Below are 20993 nucleotides of genomic sequence, written 5' to 3' on the forward strand. Positions count from 1 at the left end.
AGAGACGAGCACATGAGAATGAACGTGGTGACCCGTGTGGTCGGCGCGGCCTTACTGTTGGCGACGCTGGGTTGTACGGGTGTCGACCGTCTGAACAACGAGATCGAGGGCGGGTCCAGGTCGCCCGCGGCGGTCGAGGAGCAGCGCGAGCAGGTACGATCGGCGGCGACTGGCCTAGCGGGGAAGGCGGGCGCGGCTCGCCCGCTCCCCGCGAAGCAGATCCTCTTCGGCGACCTGCACGTGCACACGACCTACTCGCCGGATGCGTTCGCGTTGGCGTTGCCGGTGATGGGCGGGCAGGGCGCGCATACGCTCTCCGACGCCTGCGACTTTGCTCGCTACTGTGCAGAGCTGGATTTTTTCAGCCACAACGATCACGCCGAGGCGCTGATTCCCGCTCACTGGGCCGCGACGAAGGACGCCGTGCGTGCCTGCAACGAGCGCGCGGGAGACCCGAAGGATCAGGACCTCATGGTCTTCGCCGGATGGGAATGGACGCAGGTCGGCCTGACGCCGGAGACGCACTGGGGGCACAAGAATGTGATCTTCTTGGGCCAGGAAGAAGACGAGTTGCCCGTTCGACCCATCAACTCCCGTCCCTACGGTGCGGACATTGGTCTGTTCAAGACGACCCGGGCCGCGGCGCAGGCGCGCTTCATCGACCCGATGAATTGGAGCCAGTACAACGATCTGGAGTGGTTGGTGGATCAGGCGGAGGCCTGGCCGGAGTGTCCGATCGGCGTCGACACGCGTGAGTTGTCGCCCGACTGCCATGAGAATGCTCCGTCGCCCGACGTTCTCTACGAGAAGCTCGACCAGTGGGGCTTCGACACCCTGGTGATTCCCCACGGCACCGCGTGGGGCTCCTATACGCCGCCCGAGACCTCTTGGGACAAGGCGCTCGCAACCGAGTACCACGACGAGGACAAGGTTCGCCTGATCGAAGTGATGTCCGGGCACGGCAACAGCGAGGAGTATCGGTCGTGGCGGAACTTCCGAGAGGAAGACGGCGAGCGGATCTGTCCGGAGCCCACCGCGGACTTCTTGCCTTGCTGCTGGCAGGCGGGTGAGATCATGCGCGGTCGCTGCGGGGACCTTCCCGCCGAGGAATGTGATCGCCGAGTCAAAGAAGCCAAGCAGCTCGCGATGCGCGCGAACGTCTCTCCCGTTTACGTGTTCCCCGACACGGACGCGGAGGAGTGGCTCGACTGCGATCAGTGCCGCGACTGTTTCAAGCCTTCTTTCAACTACCGGCCGAGAGAATCCGTTCAGTACGCCATGGCGCTCACGAGCCCGACCGAGACGGATTCCGAAGGGCGCCCGCTCCGATTTCGGTTTGGCTTCATCGCGTCCACCGACGATCACACCTCCCGACCGGGAACCGGCTACAAGCAGTACGCGCGAAAGAAGATGACGTTTTCGCCGGGCCTTCAGACCGACTTCCTGACGGCTCGCTCGACGCTGCCCGACGTCGTCGATCCTCAGCGAGCGCAGGCGGTCGATGTTCCCGCGCGCGCAATGGATTCGGAACGCGTGACGAGCTTCACCTATCCGGGTGGCATCGTTGCCGTTCACGCGCCCGGTCGGACACGTGAAGCGGTTTGGAAGGCGATGAAGGATCGCGAGGTCTACGGGACGAGCGGGCCGAAGATCTTGCTGTGGTTCGATCTTCTGAACGGTCCGGGCGGGCCGGCGCCGATGGGCTCCGATGTCGATCTGTCCGAGGCGCCGCGGTTTGAGGTGCGGGCGGCCGGCTCGTTCGTGCAGAAGCCGGGCTGCCCGGAGGCGTCGCAGCAGGCGCTTTCTGCCGAGCGGCTCGAGGCTCTCTGCGCCGGAGAGTGCGACAATCCGAGCGACGTGCGGCATCCCATCGAGGCGATCGAGATCGTGCGGATCCGGCCACGTACGGCTCCGTCGGAGGATCCGGCGGATCTCATCGAGGACCCGTGGAAGCGCTTCGAGTGCGACCCGGACCCGGTGGGTTGTTCGTTTCAGTTCACGGACGACGACTTCGTGGGTACAGCGCGCGACGCGTTATACTACGCGCGGGCGATCCAGCCCCCGACCGCCGCGATCAACGGTGATTTGTTGCGGACGACATACGACGAGAACGGCAACGCCCTCTCCACGCGGCCGTGCTACGGCGACTTCCGGGTAGACCTGGACGACGACTGTCTCGCGGAAGCTCGCGAGCGCGCATGGTCTTCGCCCATCTTCGTAAACCACCGATCGGCGCTTCCGCCGCCGGTCCTCGCGGCTCCTCTGTTGGGATCGTGAGCGACGACGCGACCCGGCGGCTGGTCGACGGTACGGCGTGGGACGAGTTCTGCGATCGGCTGAAGAGTGCGGGGCATGAGGTGCTCGACGCGGCATCGGAAGATCCCTTCGAGCGGGCCGAGGGCCTGCGTTATCTCACGCGACTCACCCGGAACTTTCTGAAAGCCGCCGTCGAGGAATCGGACCCCGCTGCGCCGGTCCTCTCGACCGAGAACCCGAAGATCGGGCTCGACAACCCGGACTACGTTTATGCGCGCGCCCGGATCTCATCGCGCTACGAGTATCGCCTCCGGGGCCACACGGGGGATACGCAGATGATATCGTTCGGTGCATTCTCCGGTGCGCTTGGCACGCCGCAGGGGCTCATCCGCGACGGATATGTGACGACGGACGAGCTGGACATCGCGGACGACGGTTCATTCGAGATCGTTCTGTCGAGCGAAGAGCACGCTTCCAACTGGCTTCCGGTGGGGCCCGACACCAATGCGCTGCAGATCCGCCAGACCCTCCTCGCGCGCCATCGGCAGCGGCCGAGCCCGATGGAGTTGGTCCGTGTCGATGGTGGCGCACCTCCGCCTCCGCTCGACCCGGTTGCATTCTCGCGGGCGCTGGACCGTGTCGGTGTGGCCGTTGCGGGGACGGTGGGTGTTTTCCTCGGATGGACAGAGAGCTTCCGTGCGCACCTCCACCAGATCCGCCCGATCGATCCGAAGCTCCTGGCGTTCGCGCAGGGCGATCCCAACACGAGCTACAACTACGGCTACTGGGAGCTCGGTCCAGGCGATGCGTTCGTGATCGAGTTCACGCCGCCGTCGTGTGAGTACTGGAACCTTCAGATCGGCAACCACTGGCTCGAGTCGCTGGACTTCCGCCACCATCGCACGCACGTGAACCACGAGACCGCCGTCGCGGGTCCCGATGGATCGGTGCGTGTAGTCGTGGCGCACCGGGACCCCGGGGTTCCGAACTGGCTCGACACGGCGGGGCACACGAGGGGGGGACTCGCCCTGCGTTTTGTCGGGGCGCGAGAGATCCCCGAGCCGCGGACCGAGGTCGTGCCCGTGGGGCGCCTGGCGTGACGTCGTACCGAGACTCCGAAGGCGCGTTCCACGAAGCCGCCCGCGCATCGACCGGTTCCGAGGACTTCGGAGACGAGGGGTATCTGGACGGTCTTCGCATGCTGCTCGGTTCGCTCGACGACGAAGCCCGCCTGACCGACGTCGGCGATCTCGTGATGCGCGGGATGATCGTCGAAGCGCTGAAGGGGCGCCTGCGCTCGGAGTCGGGCTTTGCGCGCTTTTCCGGGGCCGAGGAGACACCGATCGATCGGCCGATCTTCATCGTCGGCTTGCCGAGGACGGGAACCACGGCGCTTCACCACCTGATGGCCCAGAATCCGGTTCTGCAGGGGCTCGAGATCTGGCTCGCGGGTGCACCTAAGCCCCGGCCGCCGCGGCGGGCGTGGGCAGAGGATCCCGACTTCGTCGCATCGGACAAGCAGATTCGGTCGCTGTACGAGCGGAGCCCCGAGATGAAGGCGATTCATTTCATGTCGGCGGAGCTTCCCGACGAATGTTGGAGGCTCTTTTCGCAGGACTTCGCGCACTCGAGCTGGGAGGCGCAGTCGTACGTGCCGACGTACTCGAAGTGGTGGGCGCAGCACGACATGCGTCCGGCATATCGCCGCCATCGACGGAACTTGGAGCTGATCGGCCATGGAGAACCGTCCCGGCGATGGCTCTTGAAGGACGCGACCCATCTGTTCGCTCTCGACGCTCTTCTCGATGCCTATCCCGACGCCTGTATCGTCCAGACGCACCGCGATCCGGCGAAGTTGATCGGATCCGTCTGCAGCCTTTGCTGGTCGTCCCGGCAGCCGCTGAATCGCGAAGACGACCCGAACGCGTTCGGGTCGGCCACGCTGGCCCTCTGGGAGCGTGCCATAGGATCCACGATGGCCGCCCGGCGGGGTCGCCCGGCGGCGCAGTTCTACGACCTACCGTTTGAGCGTTTCGTCGCCGATCCCGTGCGGATCGTGGGGGAGATCCACCAGTATTTCGGAATCGACTACCCGGCCGAGGCGGCGGCTGCGGTTGCCGGCTTTCGCGAAGTGAATCCGCCGGGTAAGCACGGTGGCCATTCCTATCGCCTCTCGCAGTGGGGGCTCGACGCAGCGAAGATTCGCGAGCGGTTCCAACCCTATGCGCAAGAGTTCGACATCACCCCGGAGGACACATGAACAAGCACTTCAACATCGCAGATCTCTTCGAGCAGGTCGCCGATGCCGTTCCCGAACGCGAAGCGCTGGTCTGTGGCGGCGATCGGCTCAGCTACGCCGCGCTGGACACGCGGGCGAACCGCCTGGCGCACTACCTTTCGGATAAGGGTGTCGGGCCCGGTCAGCACGTCGGGCTCTATCTCTACAACTGCAACGAGTACCTCGAGGCCATGATGGCCTGCTTCAAGATTCGCGCGGTGCCGATCAATGTGAACTACCGGTACGTGCAGGAGGAGCTTCAGTACGTCTTCCAGAACGCAGACCTCGTCGCCTGCGTTCATCAAAAAGAGTTCGTGCCGCACATCGAAGAGATTCGCTCCGAGTTGGGCACACTCCAGACGTTGGTCTACGTAGACGATGAAAGCGACGCGGATCCGTCGTCGCTGGGCTCGGTCGGTTACGAAGAGGCCATCGCCCAGGCGTCGCCCGAGAGGGGTTTCGGAGAGCGGGCGGACGACGATTTTTTCGTGCTGTACACCGGCGGCACGACGGGAATGCCGAAGGGCGTCATGTGGCCGCACAAGGGACTGTTCTTCGCGGCCCTCGGGGGTGCCGGTCACTTCCATCCCGATGGTCCGATCAAGGCACCCGACGAGATCGCGTCGCATGTGTTCCAGGGTGAGATGGCCGGCATGGCGCTCGCCCCGCTGATGCACGGCGCGTGCTGGTGGTACGCGTGCATCATGCTGCTCGGCGGTGCGAAGCTGGTGCTCAATCATCATCGATCGCTCGTGGGCGATCAGGTCTGGGACATCGTCCAGGCCGAAAAGGTGAATGCGCTCTCGATCGTCGGCGATGCGATGGCGATTCCGCTTCTCGACTCGCTCGCCTCGAGCCCGGACAAGTGGGACCTCAGTTCTGTGTTTTCCGTCGGTTCGGGTGGCGCGGTTTTCTCCGATTCGAAACAGGAGCAGTTCCGGAAGTACTTCCCGAACGTGAGGATCACGAACGCCTTTGGATCTTCGGAGTCCGGGCAGATGGGAATGGACAGTGGTCAGAAGAAGACGGCCGCGGGCCTCGGGAACGTGGTGCGTTCCGACTTCATGGACGTGATCATCGACGAGGATGGCGAGTCGCGTCGACATGCCGCTCCTGGCGAGACCGGGATCTTTTCTCGCTCCGGTCACATTCCGGTCGGCTACTACAACGACCCCGAGAAAACGGCGCGCACCTTCGTCGAAGTCGAAGGCAGGGTGTGGCTCCTGACGGGAGACGCGGCCAAGCTCGAGAAGGATGGCGAGAGCATTACGGTGTTCGGCCGTGGTTCCAACTGCATCAACTCAGGTGGAGAGAAGATCTTCCCCGAGGAAGTCGAGCAGGCTTTGAAGCGACACCCGCAGATCTTCGATGCGCTGGTCGTCGGCACACCGAGTGATCGGTGGGGCGAGCAGGTGACGGCTGTCGTGTCCCTTCGAGGCGATGCGGCGGTCACGGTCGCGAGTGCGCAGGACGAGGCTCGCAAGCACGTATCGGGGTACAAGATCCCGCGAGCGGTCCACGTCGTGTCGGAGGTCCCGCGCGCACCTAGCGGCAAGCCGGATTACAAGACCGCAAAGGAGCTCGCGCTCAGCGGTGACCACGCCGTGAGCTGAGGGCTCAGTTCGACGGCGCGAGGTTCTCTTCCGCCAAGCCCGACCAGCGCGTGTCGCAGGCGATGAAGTTGTGCTCGCTCGCGAAGTCGCGCCCGTGGCTCGAGCCCGCTTCGCCTTCGCTCCCGAGGAGCCCGTGTTCGTACAAGAGCCCGCGGCCGAGAGCGGCGGGCGCGCCCCCCGTGGTGGTCGTTGCGCACGGAACCAGGCAGCGGCACCGCGCGGTAAGCGAGCCCCCGCCGTTGAACGGTTCGATGACGGTTTGGACCTGGGACGTCGGTGCGGCGCTTCCGAGAACGTTGTCGAGGGCTTCGTCCCGCATCCGCAGGCGTGGGACGCTCTCCTCTGTCGTGTTGCCGGCATCCTAGTGCCTCGAGAAGAAGGACAAAGTGAACTGCCGCACGGCCGACAAGAATATCTGGGTCAAGTTCAAGCCCAACAAGAAGGAACTGGGGACCTACAAGTACAAGGTCCAGCTCAAGAAGCAGACCATCAACGGGCTGTTCAACGACCCCGTCTCGATCCGGGTCGAGCACGAGAACGGCCTGACGCGCGTCGCCTCGAGCGACGGGTGCCAGCGGGCCGGGGGCCCGATCCTGGCCTGCAAGTAAGTCGTAAGAAAGCCGCCCTTTCCCCGCGGCGCGTGAGCGGATAGGAACGCGCTGCGGGGAGGGGTCGCTCGACGTGAAGACAATTGGAAAGGCGCTCGGCGCGCTTCTGCTGGTCCTGGTGGCCGTTCTGGCGGTGCGTGCGATGCTGGCATCGTCTTCCGCGACGGATGTGGCGCGTGTCGTCGTTGCGGTGGATGAAGGCGCGATCGCGCGGCGCCTCTCCGAGGCCATCCAGATCCAGACCGTCTCGCCCGGGCCGCCGGCGGTCCAGGATCCCGAGCCCTTCGGGCAGTACATCTCGTGGCTCGAGGGGGCGTATCCGGCCGTTCACGGGGCACTCCGACGCGACGTATTGGGCGACCTCAGTGTCCTCTTCACCTGGCCCGGCACCGACCCGGAAGCAGCTCCGGTCCTTTTGACGGCACACTACGATGTCGTTCCCGTCCTTCCCGCAAGCGAGGCCGACTGGGAACACCCGCCCTTCGCGGGCGAGATTGCCGACGGCTACGTGTGGGGACGCGGGGCCCTCGATGACAAGGGCGCGATGATCGCCATCCTCGATGCGGCAACGCTGCTTCTCGACGACGGCTTTCAGCCGACCCAGACGGTCTATCTCGCCTTCGGTCACGACGAAGAGATCGGCGGTCAGAACGGCGCCGGCGCCATCACTGAGCATCTGCGATCGCAGGGGGTTCAGCTCGCGTGGTCGCTCGACGAAGGCTCCTTCGTGATCGAAGGCGTGTATCCCGGTGTCGACGTTCCGGTTGCGAGCATCAACGTCGCGGAGAAGGGCTATCTCACGATCGACCTGGTCGCGAAGGGGGTGGGCGGACACTCTTCGATGCCGCCGCCGGAGACCGCCGTGGGTGTGCTCGCTGCCGCGATCGTCCGCCTCCAGGAGAATCCGATGCCGGGTGGCATCGACGGAGTTACCGCGGAGTCGCTGGACGCGCTCGCGGGCTACATGCCGTTCCTGCCGCGGCTCGTCTTCGCGAAACGCTGGCTATTCGGTGGCCTGCTCGAATCGCAGCTCGCTGCGGGCGGCGCGAGCAACGCGGTTCTGCGCACGACGATCGCGCCCACGATGTTGGAGGGGAGCGTGAAAGAGAACGTTCTTCCAATCGAGGCTGTCGGAACCGTGAACTTCCGCCTCCACCCGCGCGACACGAAGGAAGATGTGATCGCGCACGTCGAGCGTGTCGTGGATGACGAGCGGGTCGAGATTCGGGTGCGGCGCGATGGGAACCCCTCCTCGGAAGTGTCGAGTGCGACTTCGGCCGGCTTCCGCGCGATTGCCCGGGCGATGGGGCAAGTGTTCGGCCCCGTCGCGGTCGTTCCGGGGCTCACCGTCGGCGGTACCGATTCCCGCCACTACGGCCAGATCGCCGACGACGCCTATCGCTTCAATCCCATGGTGGTCACCCAGGCGGACACGGCAGGATTCCACGGCACCAACGAGAGGATTTCCATCGAGAACCTGGCCCAGGGTACCCGCGCGTACGCGCAGATCCTGCGGAACGCAGGCGTGCGACAGCCATAGCCCTTCTGCTTAAGTCCCTCGGTGCCGGAAGCCTGCCCCTCATGTGCCGGAAGTCGGATCACTCCTCGCTGGGCCGTGACCGACCGTCTGTTTCAGACGACGAATGCCCCGTTCGATCTGAAGGAGTGTGAGGATTGTGGGGCGTACTTCCTGTCGCCCCCGCCGCCTCCCGAAGAGCTGGGGAAGTACTACCCCAAGGGCTTCTGGCGAGGGACCGAAGAGGACGAGGACGGTGGCGAGGACCTCCGGGGGCGTCTGACCGAGTGGTACCGACGCCTCATCCTCCGCGACCATGCTCGGTTCGTCGGGAACATTGCTCGTGAGCAGCGCGCCGCCGGCCGCTGGAAGGGCCTGCTCGACGTCGGATGCGGCGACGGCTCGGTCCTCGAAGCGATAGACTGTCGGCCCTGCATCGGCTTTGACACCGCCGACGATGCGGTTCGCTTCGTTTCGGCGCGTGGCTTTCCCGCCGTTCGGGGCGTCCCCGATGCGATGCCGTTCGCGCCGGGCTCGTTCTCGCTGGTGACGATGTTCCATTTCCTGGAGCACGTCCGTCCCGCCGGTCCCCATCTCGAATCCGCACGCCGACTGTTGTCCGACGGCGGTGAACTCGTAGTGCAGGTCCCGAACTCGGGGAGTTGGGGCGCATCCCTCCTGAAGCGGCATTGGGCGGGCTTCGACCCGCCGCGCCACCTCATCAATTACGCACCGAAGTCGCTGCGAATGACGCTCGAGCGTGCCGGCTTCGAGGTCGTCGCCGAGAACCACTTTTGTCTTCGGGATAACCCGGCGACGCTGGCCAATAGCGTTGCTCCGGGATCCTACCCGCCGGCCCGCGTCGCGCGGGGGACGGTCGGTTCGGGCCCCGCCGCGTTACTGGGGGACGTGGGGTACCTTGCACTCACGCTTGCGGCGATTCCGTTCACGCTCCTCGAGAGCGCGGCCGGACACGGCGAATCGATAATGATGCGCTGCCGCGTCGCCGGCTGAAGTTCAACGCACCTCGCCGCGAGCCAGATCGGCGAGCGGTACGCGATCTCGTTTCAAGATCGTGCGCATGCGTGCGCGCCATTCGGGCCCGCATCGTTTCGCGAGTTCTCCGCGCTTCCGCAGCTGCGAGCGGATGCCGGCCCAGCCCGCGAGTTGGGCGCGAAGGACAGCTCGGGTTGCCGAAGAGCGTTCTTCGGCGGAGACCTTTGCCCACGGGCCCGCATCCTTGCGACCTCCCAGCGTGGTGAGCGCGGCGCGCCAGGCCCAAAGCAGCGGGTTCAGCGCAATGAGGTGCCACGGGAAGTACTTGAACGTGAGCCAGATACGGTTCCGCTCGACGAGGAAGAGCTTCGCGGGAGAGTACGCTCCCAGCGTCTGGGAATGGTGATGCTCGACGAGGGCCGTCGGGGCGAGCGCACACTTCCAGCCGGCGAGGCGGAACCGGATGCCGAGATCGGCGTCGTCGGCGTAGGCGAAGAACTCCTCGTCCACGCCGCCGACCTGATTGAACACGTCGCGTCGCCAGAGGCTCGCGCACCCGTCCGGCCATGCGACTTCACTCCGTTCGTCGTAGCGCCCGTCGTCGGGCAGGCCATGGCCGCAGCCGAAGTTTTGGCCGTCGATGCCGATTCGATGGCCGACCTTGTCGAGAATGCCGCCCTGCCGATCCAGGTAGATCTTGCAGGCGCCCATGCCGAAGCGCTCGCTCGCCCGAACCGAGTGCAGCATCTCCTCGAGCCACCTGGGGTCTGCCATGGCGTCGCTGTTCAGCAGGGCCAGCCACTCGCTGGTCGCGGCTTTGACGCCGAGGTTCACGCCACCACCGAAGCCGCGATTCGTCTCACTTCGAACCAGGCGGGCCGTCGGGAACGTGCTCTCGATGGCTTCCCGAGAGCCGTCGGTCGAGGCGTTGTCGACGATGATCACCTCGTCCGCCGGTCGGCTCTGCGCGAAGACGGTCCGGATGCACTCCACGACCTCGGTTCCGCCGTTCCAATTCACGACGACGACGGACACCGACGTCGATTCTCCCCCCTCTCGGGGAGCCACGAAATCTTGGTGCGGGGGGAGCGTCACTGAGATAAGCTCCCGGGATGCGCGCAGGCCTGTCTTTTCGTGGGGTTCGGCCGCTCGGGGCGGTCGTCCTGGCGCTTGTGCTTGCCGCCTGCACGCCGTCGCCCCCGCCCGAGCCTCCGAATTTCGTGTTCGTTCTGATCGACACGTTGCGTGCGGATCACGTCGGCGCCTATGGGTACGAGCGCGACACGACGCCGTTCATCGATTCGCTCGCGAAGAAAGGACTGGTCTTCGAGCACACAATCTCGCAGGCGCCGTGGACCGGTTCGTCGATGGCGAGCCTCTGGACCTCGCGGTACCCGTCCGAAGTCGGAGCCGGTGTGCAGCCCGACGAGACGGGCTCGCGCTTCCTGTCGAAGACGGGCTCGACGAAATTGCGCCGCGATGTCCCGACCGTAGCCGAGCAGCTGTCTGGCGCCGGCTACAAGACGATCGGCATCGTCGCGAACGCCTATGCCGGCGGCTTCTTCGGGCTGCTTCGTGGATTCGAGATGCATGCGCAGAAGCGTCAGGATGCCGCGGCCGTCACGGATGTCGCCATCGAAAAGCTCGACAGTCATCTCGCGAAGGAGCCGGCAGACCCGTTCTTCCTCTACGTCCACTACATCGATGCCCATGAGCCCACCTTTCCGCCCGAGGCGCATCAGGCGCGGTTCCCGTCGGTAAGCGGCAAGCCGCACGAACACGCGCATGCCGGCTGGCAGTTCTCCAAGGGAGAGGTGGGAGACGATTCGGCCTTTCAGACGTTCCGAGAGCACAAGATCGACCTTTACGACGCCTCGATCCATTTTGTCGACGCCCAGGTTGCGCGGCTGGCGCAGCATCTCGAAGCGGTCGGCATGCGGGATTCCACCGTGTTCATCGTGGCCTCGGATCACGGCGAGGAGTTCTGGGATCATACCGACTTCGAGAAAGAGACGCATCTCGACCCCCGGGGAATCGCGGGTGTGGGCCACGGCCAGTCGCTGTTTGGTGAATTGACCGACGTGCCGCTCATCGTGTCGGGGCCGGGGGTCCCGGCCGGGCGGGTTTCGGAGCTCGTTCGGAACCTGGATGTCGCCCCGACGGTCCTGGCGCTGGCCCAGGCCGAGACCACGGGGCTCGGCCTTCGGGGGATCGATCTCGTCGGGGCGGTGAAGGCGGGGAAGGTGGCTCCGCTCGACGGCTTCAGTGAGAGCATCGCGTACGGTGTTGAGGCGAAGAGCCTCGAGAGCGGTGGTTGGAAGCTCATCCGGTATTCCGGTACGAAGACGGGTCGGACCGACTTCCTGTTCGATCGTCGCCGCGATCGGGGCGAGCACGAGGACCGTTCGAGCGATTCTGCGAAGGAAGCCGATCGGCTGGTGGGTGCCCTGGATGCAACGCTGGCGGGCCTGGATACGATGCGCGGGGAAAAAACCAAATTGGACGCCGACACCCGGTCTCAGCTCAAGGCCATCGGGTACATCGAGTGACCGCATCTCCTGATAGGATCCGGAGCGAGTTGGACGTGAGTTTCGTCCTTCCGTGTCTGAACGAAGCAGAGACGCTCGAGCGGTGTATTCTCGCGGCGCAGAAGTGCATCGCGGACCACGGGTACAAAGGAGAAGTGGTCGTTGCCGACAACGGCAGCGATGACGGCTCTCAGGAGATCGCGGAACGCTGTGGAGCACGCGTCGTCTCGGTGGCCGAGCGCGGATACGGCAGCGCCTTGATGTCCGGCTTCGAGGCCGCCCGAGGCGAGGTCGTGATCATGGGCGACTCCGACTTCTCGTACGACTTCGAGGAGGGCGCGCGGTTCGTCGAGAAGATGCGTGAGGGCTACGATCTGGTCATGGGTTCTCGGTTCCTCGGCGAGATCCAACCCGGCGCGATGCCGCCGCTTCATCGTTGGCTCGGGAACCCGGTGTTGAGCGCCGTCGGCCGGCTGCTCTTCCGTACTTCGGTTTCGGATTTCCATTGCGGGATTCGTGCGCTGCGGCGAAGCGCGTACGAGGGCCTCCACCTTCGGACCACGGGGATGGAATTCGCGAGCGAGATGGTCGTGAAGGCCACGGTTCTCGGTCTTCGGATCGCGGAGGTCCCGGCGACCCTTCGCCCGGACGGCCGCTCTCGCCCGCCGCATCTTCGGACGTGGCACGACGGCTGGCGCCACCTGCGATTCCTGCTGACGCTGTCCCCGCGCTGGACGCTTCTCGCTCCGGGGCTCTTGCTGATGGCGGCCGGGTTCGCGATGTGGATCGGCACGTCCTACGGGCCGGCGCGTGTCCGGTACCACACCCTGGTCGTCGGCAGTCTGCTCGTTCTGGTCGGCTATCAGGCAGTCGGGGCAGCGGTCGCGGCACGGCTGTACGCGTTGGCCGAAGAGTTGGGTCCGCCGTCGTCGATCATGACGCGGCCGATGCGCGGGTTTACCTTGGAGCGCGGATTGATCGGCGCCGGGGTCGTGTTCCTCGTCGGCCTGGGCCTGATCGGCACGGTGGCGTGGTCCTGGATGGAGTCGGGCTTCGGTGTGCTCGATCCGGCCGAGACGCTTCATCCGGTGGTAATCGGGACGACGTTGCTCGCAATTGGCGTTCAGACGTTCTTCTTGTCGTTCGTGTTCCGGATGTTCACGTTGCCGCGTCGCCGGGAGCCGGCGGTGCGGCCGCTAGACGACGCGTAGGCGGGGCCGGCCTACTCGAGGATCGAACGGGCCCACTTGTAGTCGGCCTTCCCGTTCGGCGCGCGTTGGACCTTGTCGACGACGACGACCTTCTTCGGCGCCTTGAACGCCGAGAGCTTCGACTTCGTGAAGCTCCGTAGCTCGGCTTCGCCGATGTCGGAACCATGCGTCACGGATGCGACGGCCGCGACGCACTGGCCGAACTTCTCGTCCGGAATGCCGACGACCAGACAATCGACCACGGACTCGTGACGCTTGATCGCCTCTTCCACTTCTTCGGGGTAGATCTTCTCGCCGGCGGAATTGATGCACTGCGAGCCGCGGCCCAGAAGATTGAGCGTACCGTCGGCTTCGATCGTCGCCCAGTCGCCGGGGAAGGAGTAGCGCACGCCGTCGATCGTCTTGAAGGTCGCGGCGCTCTTCTTCTCGTCTTTGTAGTAGCCGATCGGCACGTTGCCGCCGGCGGCGACCATTCCGGTTTCGCCGGAGCCCGGCTCCACCAGGCGCCCGTCCTCGGTGAAGACCTTCGTGGTCGGCGCCATGGCAAACTTGGCCGTCTCTCCGAGATTCCCGCGCGTGGTGATCTGGTTGCCCATCGAGCCTTCGCTCGAGCCCATCGCGTCGAAAAGGATGAAGTCGCCCCACTCGAGGAGCTGCGCCTTTACTTCGGTCGTCCACATGACCCCGGAGGACACGAGGAGCCTCACGGGTGAAGTGTCGTACGGTGTGCCGGCCTCCTTGGCCTCCTCGAGCGCCTTCACCATGGGGCGACTGAATGCGTCGCCGACGATGACGACCTGATTCGCCTGCTCGCGCCCGGCGGTGGTCCAGAGCTCATGCGCGTCGAAGGAGCGCTTCTCGAGGGCGACGACGGTCGCGCCCGCACAGTGAGGCATCATCGTTCCGACCCAACCGCCGGTGCCGTGCATCATCGGACACGCGGGGATGGACACGATGCCCTTGCCCTCGTCACACGCTTGCTTCACCAGGCCCGCGGTCTCCTCGGGTCGGGAGGGCAGCCCGAGTCCGAGAACCGGGAACGACGAAGCCAGGAAGCTCTGCGCCATTCCGCCCATGTTGTACATGACGCCCTTGGGCATGCCGGTCGTGCCGCCGGTGTACAGCATGTAGAGATCGTCCTCGGATCGCTGAATCCGCGGGGCTGGATCGTGCGAGGTGATCATGTCCTCGTACGGAACTGTTCCGTCGATGGATTCGCCGCCGTCGTCGACTTCGATCCACAGCTTCACCTTGGGGCAGCGCGACATGACGCGCGCGACGCGCTCGCCGAGACTGGAATGGAAGACGAGCGCTTCGGAGTCCGAGTTCTCGAGGAGATAGTGCAACTCGTCGTCGAGGTACCGATAGTTGATGTTGATCGGGACCTGTCGCCCCTTGAACGCCGCGAACTGCGTCTCGGTGTATTCGATCCCGTTGTAGAGATAGAGCCCGATTTTGGTGTGGGGCGCGAGGCCGGCAGCGGTGAATGCTGTGGCGAGCCGTGCGCTTCGGTGTTCCCATTGTTGCCAGGTCACCCGCGCTTCGCCGCACACCACTGCCGCGCGATCGGGGAGGACGTCCGCGATGGATTCCCAGAGGGTTCCGAAGTGCCATTCCGTCATGCGGATAGGAGTACGACTGGCGGGCGGAGGAGATCAAGGACGATCGGCACGCCGGGGCCCGATCTCGACAATCGGCAGCCGTAGTGCCACTAATTCGGGTGGGCCGGCGACCGCCGGCTCTCTTTCCTGAAGGAGGTCCATCGATGGATTCGCTCGAGAGTTTTCGGCAGGAGATCCAGTCCTGGCTGGAGCAGAATTGCCCTGTCTCGCAACGGCAGCTGAGGGAGGGCGAGGAGGCCGTCCCGTGGGGATCTCCCCAGTTCGGCGAGGAGGCCCAGCAATGGCTCGATCGCTGTGCAGCCAAGGGCTTCACCTGCCCGAGCTGGCCGAAGGAGTACGGGGGCGGTGGCCTCTCGAAAGAACAGGAGAGAGTCCTGCGCCAGGAAATCGGGACGATTGGTGCGCAGGTCCCCGGCGGCAGCTTCGGCACGCACATGCTCGGCCCCGTTCTTCTCGAGCTCGGCAGCCACGAGCAGAAGCTGCGCTTCCTACCGGACATCGCGGCCGGCCGGACAGTCTGGGCGCAGGGTTATAGTGAGCCCGGGGCCGGTTCCGATCTCGCGGGTCTCCAGACTCGCGCCGTGCGCAACGGCGATGAGTACGTCATCAACGGATCGAAGATCTGGACGACGGGTGCAAACAATGCCGACTGGATGTTCTGTCTGGTTCGAACCGATCCCGAGGCAGCCAAGCACGACGGCATCAGCTTCATCCTCTTTAATCTGAAGAGCCCCGGCGTCACGATTTCCCCGATCGAGCTGATCAGTGGCGCGTCCGAGTTCTGCGAAGTCTTCTTCGAGGATGTCCGCGCGAAGGCGGAGAACCTCATCGGCGAGAAGAACAAGGGCTGGGCCATCGCGAAGCGTCTCCTTCAGTTCGAGCGCACGATGATCTCTGGCTTCGGCGCGGGGCCGGGCGGAAAGCGCTCCGGCAAGAAGAAGCGGGTCGCGAAGGTGTATCGCGCGATGGCGGATATGGCGCTTCAGTACCAGCCGCAGAAGGATGGGAAGCTCGCGAATGTCACTCTGCGCGACCAGCTCACGCAGAACGAGATGGACACGATTTGCTTCACGCTCTCGACGAAGCGCGCGGGTGAGGAAGCAAAGGCGGGGGCGGGCCCCGGCCATACTGCTTCGATGTTCAAGTGGTACGCCACCGAACTCAACAAGCGTCGCCAAGAGCTGATTATGACATCACTCGGAAGCAAGGCTCTGGGTTGGGAAGGCGAGGGCTTCGAGCCGCACGAATTGGCGCAGACGCGCGCCTGGCTCCGGTCGAAGGGCAATTCGATCGAGGGCGGAACGTCGGAAGTGCAGATGAACGTGATCGCAAAGCGCGTTCTCGGTCTGCCGGACTGAGCGAGGAATTCCATGGCACTGGCATTGACCGAAGAGCAGCAGATTCTGCAGAGCACGGCGCGGGAGTTCATCGCGGCGAATGCGCCCGTCACGCACCTTCGAGGTTTGCGGGATGGCAAGGACGCCACGGGGTTCTCGCGAGATCTCTGGGCCGAGATGGCGAAGCTCGGTTGGGCGGGTTTGATCGAAGACGAAGCGAACGGGGGAAGTGCCCTCGGGTTCGGCGAACTGGCGGTGCTCTTCGAAGAGTGCGGCCGCAAACTGGCGCCGTCTCCGTTCCTAGCATCGGTCGTTCTCGCCGGAGGCTGCGTGCGCGCCGGCGCGCCCGCGGAGCTTCGTAATCCCATCCTCTCGGGTGTCGCCCGTGGCGAGACGCTGCTTGCCCTTGCTCTGGACGAAGGCGCGACGTTCGCTCCTTACGCAGTGACGGCCAAGGCGGAGAAATCCGGTGACGGCTGGGTTCTGACGGGGGAGAAGACGTTCGTTCTCGATGGTCACGTCGCCGACCGGCTGGTCGTCGTCGCCCGGACGTCGGGCTCGTCGGGCGATCGAGACGGATTGACCTTGTTCCTCGTCGACGCACCCGCGAAGGGTCTCACCATCACGCGCACCACGATGGTCGACAATCGGAACGCGGCGACTGTGAAGTTAGATGGCGTCGCAGCGGAGGTGGTGCTCGGTACCGTCGACCAGGGCGCAGATGTTCTGGATCCGGTTCTCGATCGCGCCACGGCGGTTTTTTGCGCGGAGATGCTCGGTCTCATGACCGAAGCCTTCGAACATACCATCGAGTACCTGAAGACCCGTGAGCAGTTCGGCGTGAAGATCGGAACGTTCCAGGGACTGAAGCACCGGGCCGCGGCGATGTTCGCCGAGCTCGAGCTCTCGCGGTCCGTCGTGCGTGAGACGGTGAGTGCGATCGACGACGATGGCCCCGATGTGCCGACACTCGTGTGCGTGGCGAAGGCGCGCTGCTCGGACGCCGTAAGTCTGATCGCGCGGGAGATGCTGCAGATGCACGGCGGGATCGGCATGACCGACGAGGCCGACATCGGGTTCTACCTGAAGCGGGCTCGTGTTCAGGAGCTCACCTTCGGCGACGCGAGCTACCACCGGGATCGCTTCGCGACGTTGCAGGGGTACTGATCTGTTCGCGTCCGGTCCCTCCCGGGGCCGGGCGCGACCTTCGCTACTGGCGCCCTCGTCGTACGCGGGCGAGGTCCTCTCGCGCGTGCGCGTTGCCGGGCTGCGGGGTCAAGACCGCCGAGACGAGACTTCGGCGTCCGCGTGGTGGAGATTCAGGACTGGTTGAAGACGGGCTTGCGCTTCTCGAGGAAGGCCAGGATCCCTTCGTTCTGGTCGGCCGTCCCGGAGTTGGCGTGCACCGCCGCGCGCTCGTCCCGAAGCGACTCTTCGAGCGTTTTAGTTTCGCTGCCGACGAGGCAGTCGAGGATCGCTTTCACGGCGAGTCTCGGTTGCGCAGCGAGTTCCTCGCCGAGTGCGATGGCGCGGTCCTTGAGTTCGGCGTTGGGCCAGACCTCCGTGACGAGCCCGATGTGGAGCGCCTCGGGCCCGGAAATCTTCTTCCCGCGTAGGATCATGTCGATCGCGTGATCCCGTCCCACGCAGCGCACGAGTCGGGCGCTGCCTCCCCACGCCGGGACCGTTCCGAGGTCCATCTCGGGGAGGCCGATCTTCGCGCCTTCTTCCGCCGCGAGACGGAAGTGACATCCGAGCGGCAGCTCGAGCCCGCCTCCGAGGCAGTAGCCGTAAAGCGTCGCGATCCAGGGCTTGCCCATGTTTTCGATCGCAGCGATGACGCGCAGCCGTTGGTTGAAGACGGCGTCGGCGCTGCCCTTCTCCTTGATGCCCTGCGGGAGCTGCTTCAAGTTCATCCCGACCGAGAAGTTTTGGTCGCCGTCTCCCGTGATCACGACGGCGCGGACGGATTCGTCGGCTGCGATCGTCGCGACGAGCCGCTCCAACTCGTCCATGAAGGCGAGAGACATCCGGTTGTACGGAGCGTCGTTGATCGTGAGGATCGTGACGGCGTCGCGGCGCTCGATGAGGATCGGTGCATTGCTCATGTGGAGGCTTAACGTCCCCTGGGGGATCCGCGCCAGCCGGGGCAGGTGCCAAACGCTTTGATGCGATCCGGGGGGCGGTGCACTAGAGTCTCCGGCATGCCAGATGATCACGGTCACGACGAAAAGGGCTCGGTAGCGACGGGAGGTTCGGTGGGCGCGGAGACTCCCGTCCCGCAGCCCGCGCCTGAGGCAGCAGTAGCGACGGACGGTTCGGCGGCTGCGGAGACTCCCGTCCCCGAGACCACGCTTGAGCCGGCGCCCGAGACCATGCCTGAGCCGGCGCCCGAGACCACGCCTGAGCCGGCGCCCGAGCCCGAGGCCGAAGAGGACTTCGCCGCGATGTTCGCTCAGAGCGAGTCCAAGGAGACCAAGCAGGCCCGGCTCGAGGTCGGCGCGCTCGTGAAGGGCCGTGTCGTCGCAGTTGGCCCGGAAACGGCATTCGTGGCTCTCGGCGGCAAGGCCGAGGCGGCCATCGGTCTCGGCGAGTTTCGCGACGAGGAGACCGGAGAGCACACGCTGTCTATCGGCGACACCGTCGAGGCGACGATCACCGATGACGGAAGCCAATCCGGCTCGATCGTCCTCAAACGGACGTTCGGGCGCGGCGGTCGCGTGCCGGGCGAACTCGAACAAGCCCTCGAGCACGCGATCGCGATCGAGGGCGTCGTGACCGGTCGGAACAAGGGTGGGTTCGATGTGCAGGTCGCCGGGCAGCGCGCGTTCTGTCCCGCATCCCAGATGGACCGTCGTCGAGGCGACGGTGACCCCGACGCGTGGATCGGTCAGCGTCTGCGCTTCCGCGTCACCAAGATCGAGTCCGGAGGACGGAACATCGTCGTCTCGCGTCGCGACCTCCTCGAAGAGGAGATGGCGGCACAAGCGGCGATTACCTGGGAGCGCCTGGAGGTTGGTGCCGTCGTCCAGGGCGAGGTGACTTCGATCCGGGAATTTGGCGCCTTCGTAGACGTTGGTGGTGTCGAGGGGCTCGTTCACATCAGCCAGCTGGGGCACGCGCGGGTCGAGCATCCCTCCGAAGTTCTCGAGGTCGGACAGAAGGTCGAGACGCAGGTCGTGAAGATCGAGGCGGCGAAGGACGGTGGTCGCGCCAAGATCGGTCTTTCGATTCGTGCGCTCGCGGCCGACCCGTGGAGCACGGCGGCCGAGCGTTACCCCGCCGGCCTCACAGCGCGCGGCAAGGTGCGTAAGGTCGAAGCCTTCGGCGCTTTCGTGGAACTGGAGCCGGGGCTCGACGGGTTGGTGCACGTCTCGGCGATGTCCCTCGACCGCCGCGTGGCCCACCCGCGCGAAGTCGTGAAGGTCGGAGACGAGATCGACGTGACGGTCGTGAATGTCGATCCGAACAAGAGACGACTCGGGTTGTCGATGGTCGAAGGCGCGCGCCAGAAGCGCGATGAGGAAGATGCACAGGACCGGCGCGAGGCCCAGGTGGTCGTCGACAATTTGAACCGCGGGAGCGGTCTCGGAACGTTCGGGGATCTGCTCAAGAGGAAGAAGTAGGAATGGTGCGGTCGAAGCGCGACGAGCACGATCCGGGCGAGGACATTCCGGAAGGGCTACGGCTCCTTCCGCTGGACCCGGTGTTTCGCGAGCGACCGCACGAGGTTCTGAAGGAGCTGCGCGAGAAGTGCCCGGTCCATCGCGACCGGACGTTCGACCGGGTCGTGCTTTCCCGTCACACGGATGTCGAGGACGTTCTGCGTGCGCGGAACTACTGGGTCGACCCGCGAAAGTCGTTGCCCGATGATCCCGTCCGACGATTCGCGGACGACGATCAAGAGCCGTCCATGTTGTTCCTGGACGCCCCGGATCATCAGCGGCTTCGCAACCTCGTGAGCCGGTCGTTCACGCCGCGGCGGTCAGAGGAATGGCGCCCGGTCGTGCGGGAGGTCGCGGCGGAGCTGCTCGACGCCGTTGATCGAGCGGGCGAGCGCGAGTTCGATCTCGTGAAGGCGTTGGCGGCACCGCTCCCGGCGATTGCGATCGCACGGATCCTGGGTGTCGACCCTGCGCGGCAGGAGAGCTTCAAGGCGTGGTCCGAGGCATCGAGTGCCGCGTTCTTCAATCCGTTCGCCAGCGAGGAAGCGCAGCGGCTGGGAGAGGAGGGATACGCGGCCCTCGAAGAGTGCTTCCTTCGAGAGATCGCCAGCCGCCGCGAAACTCCCGCCGACGATCTGATCGGGCGCCTCGTCGCCGCCGAGGAAGATGGAGATCGTCTCAGTGAGCAAGAGCTGGTGACGATGTGCAACCTGCTCCTCATCGCAGGCAATGTGACGACGTCCGACCTGATCGGCAATGGCACCCGCGTTCTCTTGCAACACCCCGAAGCGCTCGCGCAGATCCGTGCCGCCCCGACCCGAATCACGAACGCGGTGGAGGAGATGCTGCGTTTCGATCCACCGGTCACGGTCTCCGGTCGAATCGCGTCTGAGGACACCGAGATCGATGGCGTCGAGATCGGCGCTCGCGAGTCGGTGACGACGCTGCTCGCCTCGGCAAACCGCGACCCCGCGGGCCACCCGGATCCGGACCGCTTCGACATCGACCGGCAGGACATTCGCCTCCTCTCGTTCGGCGGGGGCGCCCATCTGTGCCTCGGAGCTCACCTCGCCCGCGTCGAGGCCCAGGAGGCGATCGGTGCGCTGATCGCGCGCTACCCGAACCTTCGAGCGGCGGAAAGCGAAGAGGTCTGGAAACAGGTCCCCGGCTTCCGTGGCCTCGCGGAGTTCCGCGTCCGGATCGACTAGGGGGTCGGCCGGGGACCGGTCCACCGGGGGCTTCGGAGGACCGGTCCGTGAAGACCTTCCCCTTGCGCCTCATGAGTTTGTTGAGTCCCTTCGCGATCTGGCTCGAAAGGCCCTGCATTCCACGCGAGAGCGCAGTTTCGTCTTGGGCCTCGACG

Annotated in this window: 17 protein-coding genes; 13 read left to right on the forward strand and 4 right to left on the reverse strand. The window is 65.3% G+C overall.

What is annotated here, in order from left to right; translation table 11 throughout:
- Positions 1-12 precede the first annotated feature (12 nt).
- From P8R42_29045 to P8R42_29060, 4 genes are read left to right on the forward strand one after another with little or no spacing between them, the layout of a single operon-like run.
- On the forward strand, positions 13-2277 hold the full coding sequence (locus P8R42_29045; protein MDG2308645.1) for a DUF3604 domain-containing protein: 2265 nt from the start codon (positions 13-15) through the stop codon (positions 2275-2277).
- Entirely contained in the window at positions 2274-3356 is a 1083-nt protein-coding gene (locus P8R42_29050) for a DUF1214 domain-containing protein (protein ID MDG2308646.1), read from the forward strand. Before P8R42_29045 ends, P8R42_29050 begins: the two co-directional genes overlap by 4 nt.
- Positions 3353-4516: a sulfotransferase gene (locus tag P8R42_29055; GenBank protein ID MDG2308647.1), complete on the forward strand. Its 1164-nt coding sequence runs from the start codon at positions 3353-3355 to the stop codon at positions 4514-4516. The genes P8R42_29050 and P8R42_29055 overlap by 4 nt, the downstream gene beginning before the upstream one ends.
- Positions 4513-6147, forward strand: coding sequence for an acyl-CoA synthetase (locus tag P8R42_29060; protein ID MDG2308648.1), 1635 nt, complete (start codon positions 4513-4515; stop codon positions 6145-6147). Before P8R42_29055 ends, P8R42_29060 begins: the two co-directional genes overlap by 4 nt.
- Positions 6148-6151: 4 nt before the next feature.
- Here P8R42_29060 and P8R42_29065 read toward each other — a convergent pair whose 3' ends face one another.
- Positions 6152-6466 carry a hypothetical protein gene (locus tag P8R42_29065; protein MDG2308649.1) on the reverse strand — a complete coding sequence of 105 codons (315 nt, stop codon included), beginning with the start codon at positions 6464-6466 and terminating at the stop codon, positions 6152-6154.
- A 67-nt stretch (positions 6467-6533) separates the two neighbouring features.
- Between P8R42_29065 and P8R42_29070 the strand changes: the two genes are divergently transcribed.
- The 3 genes from P8R42_29070 to P8R42_29080 all read left to right on the forward strand — a co-directional run bounded on the left by P8R42_29070 (position 6534) and on the right by P8R42_29080 (position 9285).
- The gene (locus tag P8R42_29070; GenBank protein MDG2308650.1) at positions 6534-6755 is read left to right on the forward strand and encodes a hypothetical protein; all 222 of its coding nucleotides are present in this window, start codon (positions 6534-6536) and stop codon (positions 6753-6755) included.
- Positions 6756-6828: 73 nt separating this feature from the next.
- Positions 6829-8295, forward strand: a complete 1467-nt coding sequence (locus tag P8R42_29075; protein MDG2308651.1) for a M20 family peptidase — start codon at positions 6829-6831, stop codon at positions 8293-8295.
- Positions 8296-8370: 75 nt separating this feature from the next.
- A complete protein-coding gene (locus tag P8R42_29080; protein ID MDG2308652.1) occupies positions 8371-9285 on the forward strand; it encodes a class I SAM-dependent methyltransferase in 915 nt (304 codons plus the stop codon).
- A 3-nt stretch (positions 9286-9288) separates the two neighbouring features.
- Here P8R42_29080 and P8R42_29085 read toward each other — a convergent pair whose 3' ends face one another.
- Positions 9289-10302, reverse strand: a complete 1014-nt coding sequence (locus tag P8R42_29085; GenBank protein ID MDG2308653.1) for a glycosyltransferase family 2 protein — start codon at positions 10300-10302, stop codon at positions 9289-9291.
- A gap of 77 nt (positions 10303-10379) precedes the next feature.
- On the opposite strand from P8R42_29085, the gene P8R42_29090 reads away from it, so the two are divergent.
- Entirely contained in the window at positions 10380-11816 is a 1437-nt protein-coding gene (locus P8R42_29090; protein ID MDG2308654.1) for a sulfatase, read from the forward strand.
- A gap of 29 nt (positions 11817-11845) precedes the next feature.
- On the forward strand, positions 11846-13006 hold the full coding sequence (locus P8R42_29095) for a glycosyltransferase family 2 protein (protein MDG2308655.1): 1161 nt from the start codon (positions 11846-11848) through the stop codon (positions 13004-13006).
- 11 nt (positions 13007-13017) lie between these two features.
- Here the strand turns inward: P8R42_29095 and P8R42_29100 are convergent, their stop codons facing one another.
- On the reverse strand, positions 13018-14628 hold the full coding sequence (locus tag P8R42_29100) for an acyl-CoA synthetase (protein MDG2308656.1): 1611 nt from the start codon (positions 14626-14628) through the stop codon (positions 13018-13020).
- A gap of 143 nt (positions 14629-14771) precedes the next feature.
- On the opposite strand from P8R42_29100, the gene P8R42_29105 reads away from it, so the two are divergent.
- Together P8R42_29105 and P8R42_29110 are read left to right on the forward strand one after the other, a co-directional pair.
- Positions 14772-15986 (forward strand): acyl-CoA dehydrogenase family protein, encoded by a 1215-nt coding sequence (locus tag P8R42_29105; protein MDG2308657.1) that lies wholly within the window; start codon positions 14772-14774, stop codon positions 15984-15986.
- A gap of 12 nt (positions 15987-15998) precedes the next feature.
- The gene (locus P8R42_29110) at positions 15999-17132 is read left to right on the forward strand and encodes an acyl-CoA dehydrogenase (protein ID MDG2308658.1); all 1134 of its coding nucleotides are present in this window, start codon (positions 15999-16001) and stop codon (positions 17130-17132) included.
- A gap of 152 nt (positions 17133-17284) precedes the next feature.
- Here P8R42_29110 and P8R42_29115 read toward each other — a convergent pair whose 3' ends face one another.
- The gene (locus tag P8R42_29115; protein ID MDG2308659.1) at positions 17285-18073 is read right to left on the reverse strand and encodes an enoyl-CoA hydratase-related protein; all 789 of its coding nucleotides are present in this window, start codon (positions 18071-18073) and stop codon (positions 17285-17287) included.
- A 96-nt stretch (positions 18074-18169) separates the two neighbouring features.
- Here P8R42_29115 and P8R42_29120 point away from each other — a divergent pair, with 96 nt between their 5' ends.
- Entirely contained in the window at positions 18170-19591 is a 1422-nt protein-coding gene (locus tag P8R42_29120) for a S1 RNA-binding domain-containing protein (GenBank protein MDG2308660.1), read from the forward strand.
- Between the two features lie 2 nt (positions 19592-19593).
- A complete protein-coding gene (locus P8R42_29125; protein ID MDG2308661.1) occupies positions 19594-20838 on the forward strand; it encodes a cytochrome P450 in 1245 nt (414 codons plus the stop codon).
- Positions 20839-20993 lie beyond the last annotated feature (155 nt).

Source organism: Candidatus Binatia bacterium, from assembly GCA_029243485.1.
Lineage (GTDB): Bacteria > Desulfobacterota > Binatia > UBA12015 > UBA12015 > VGTG01.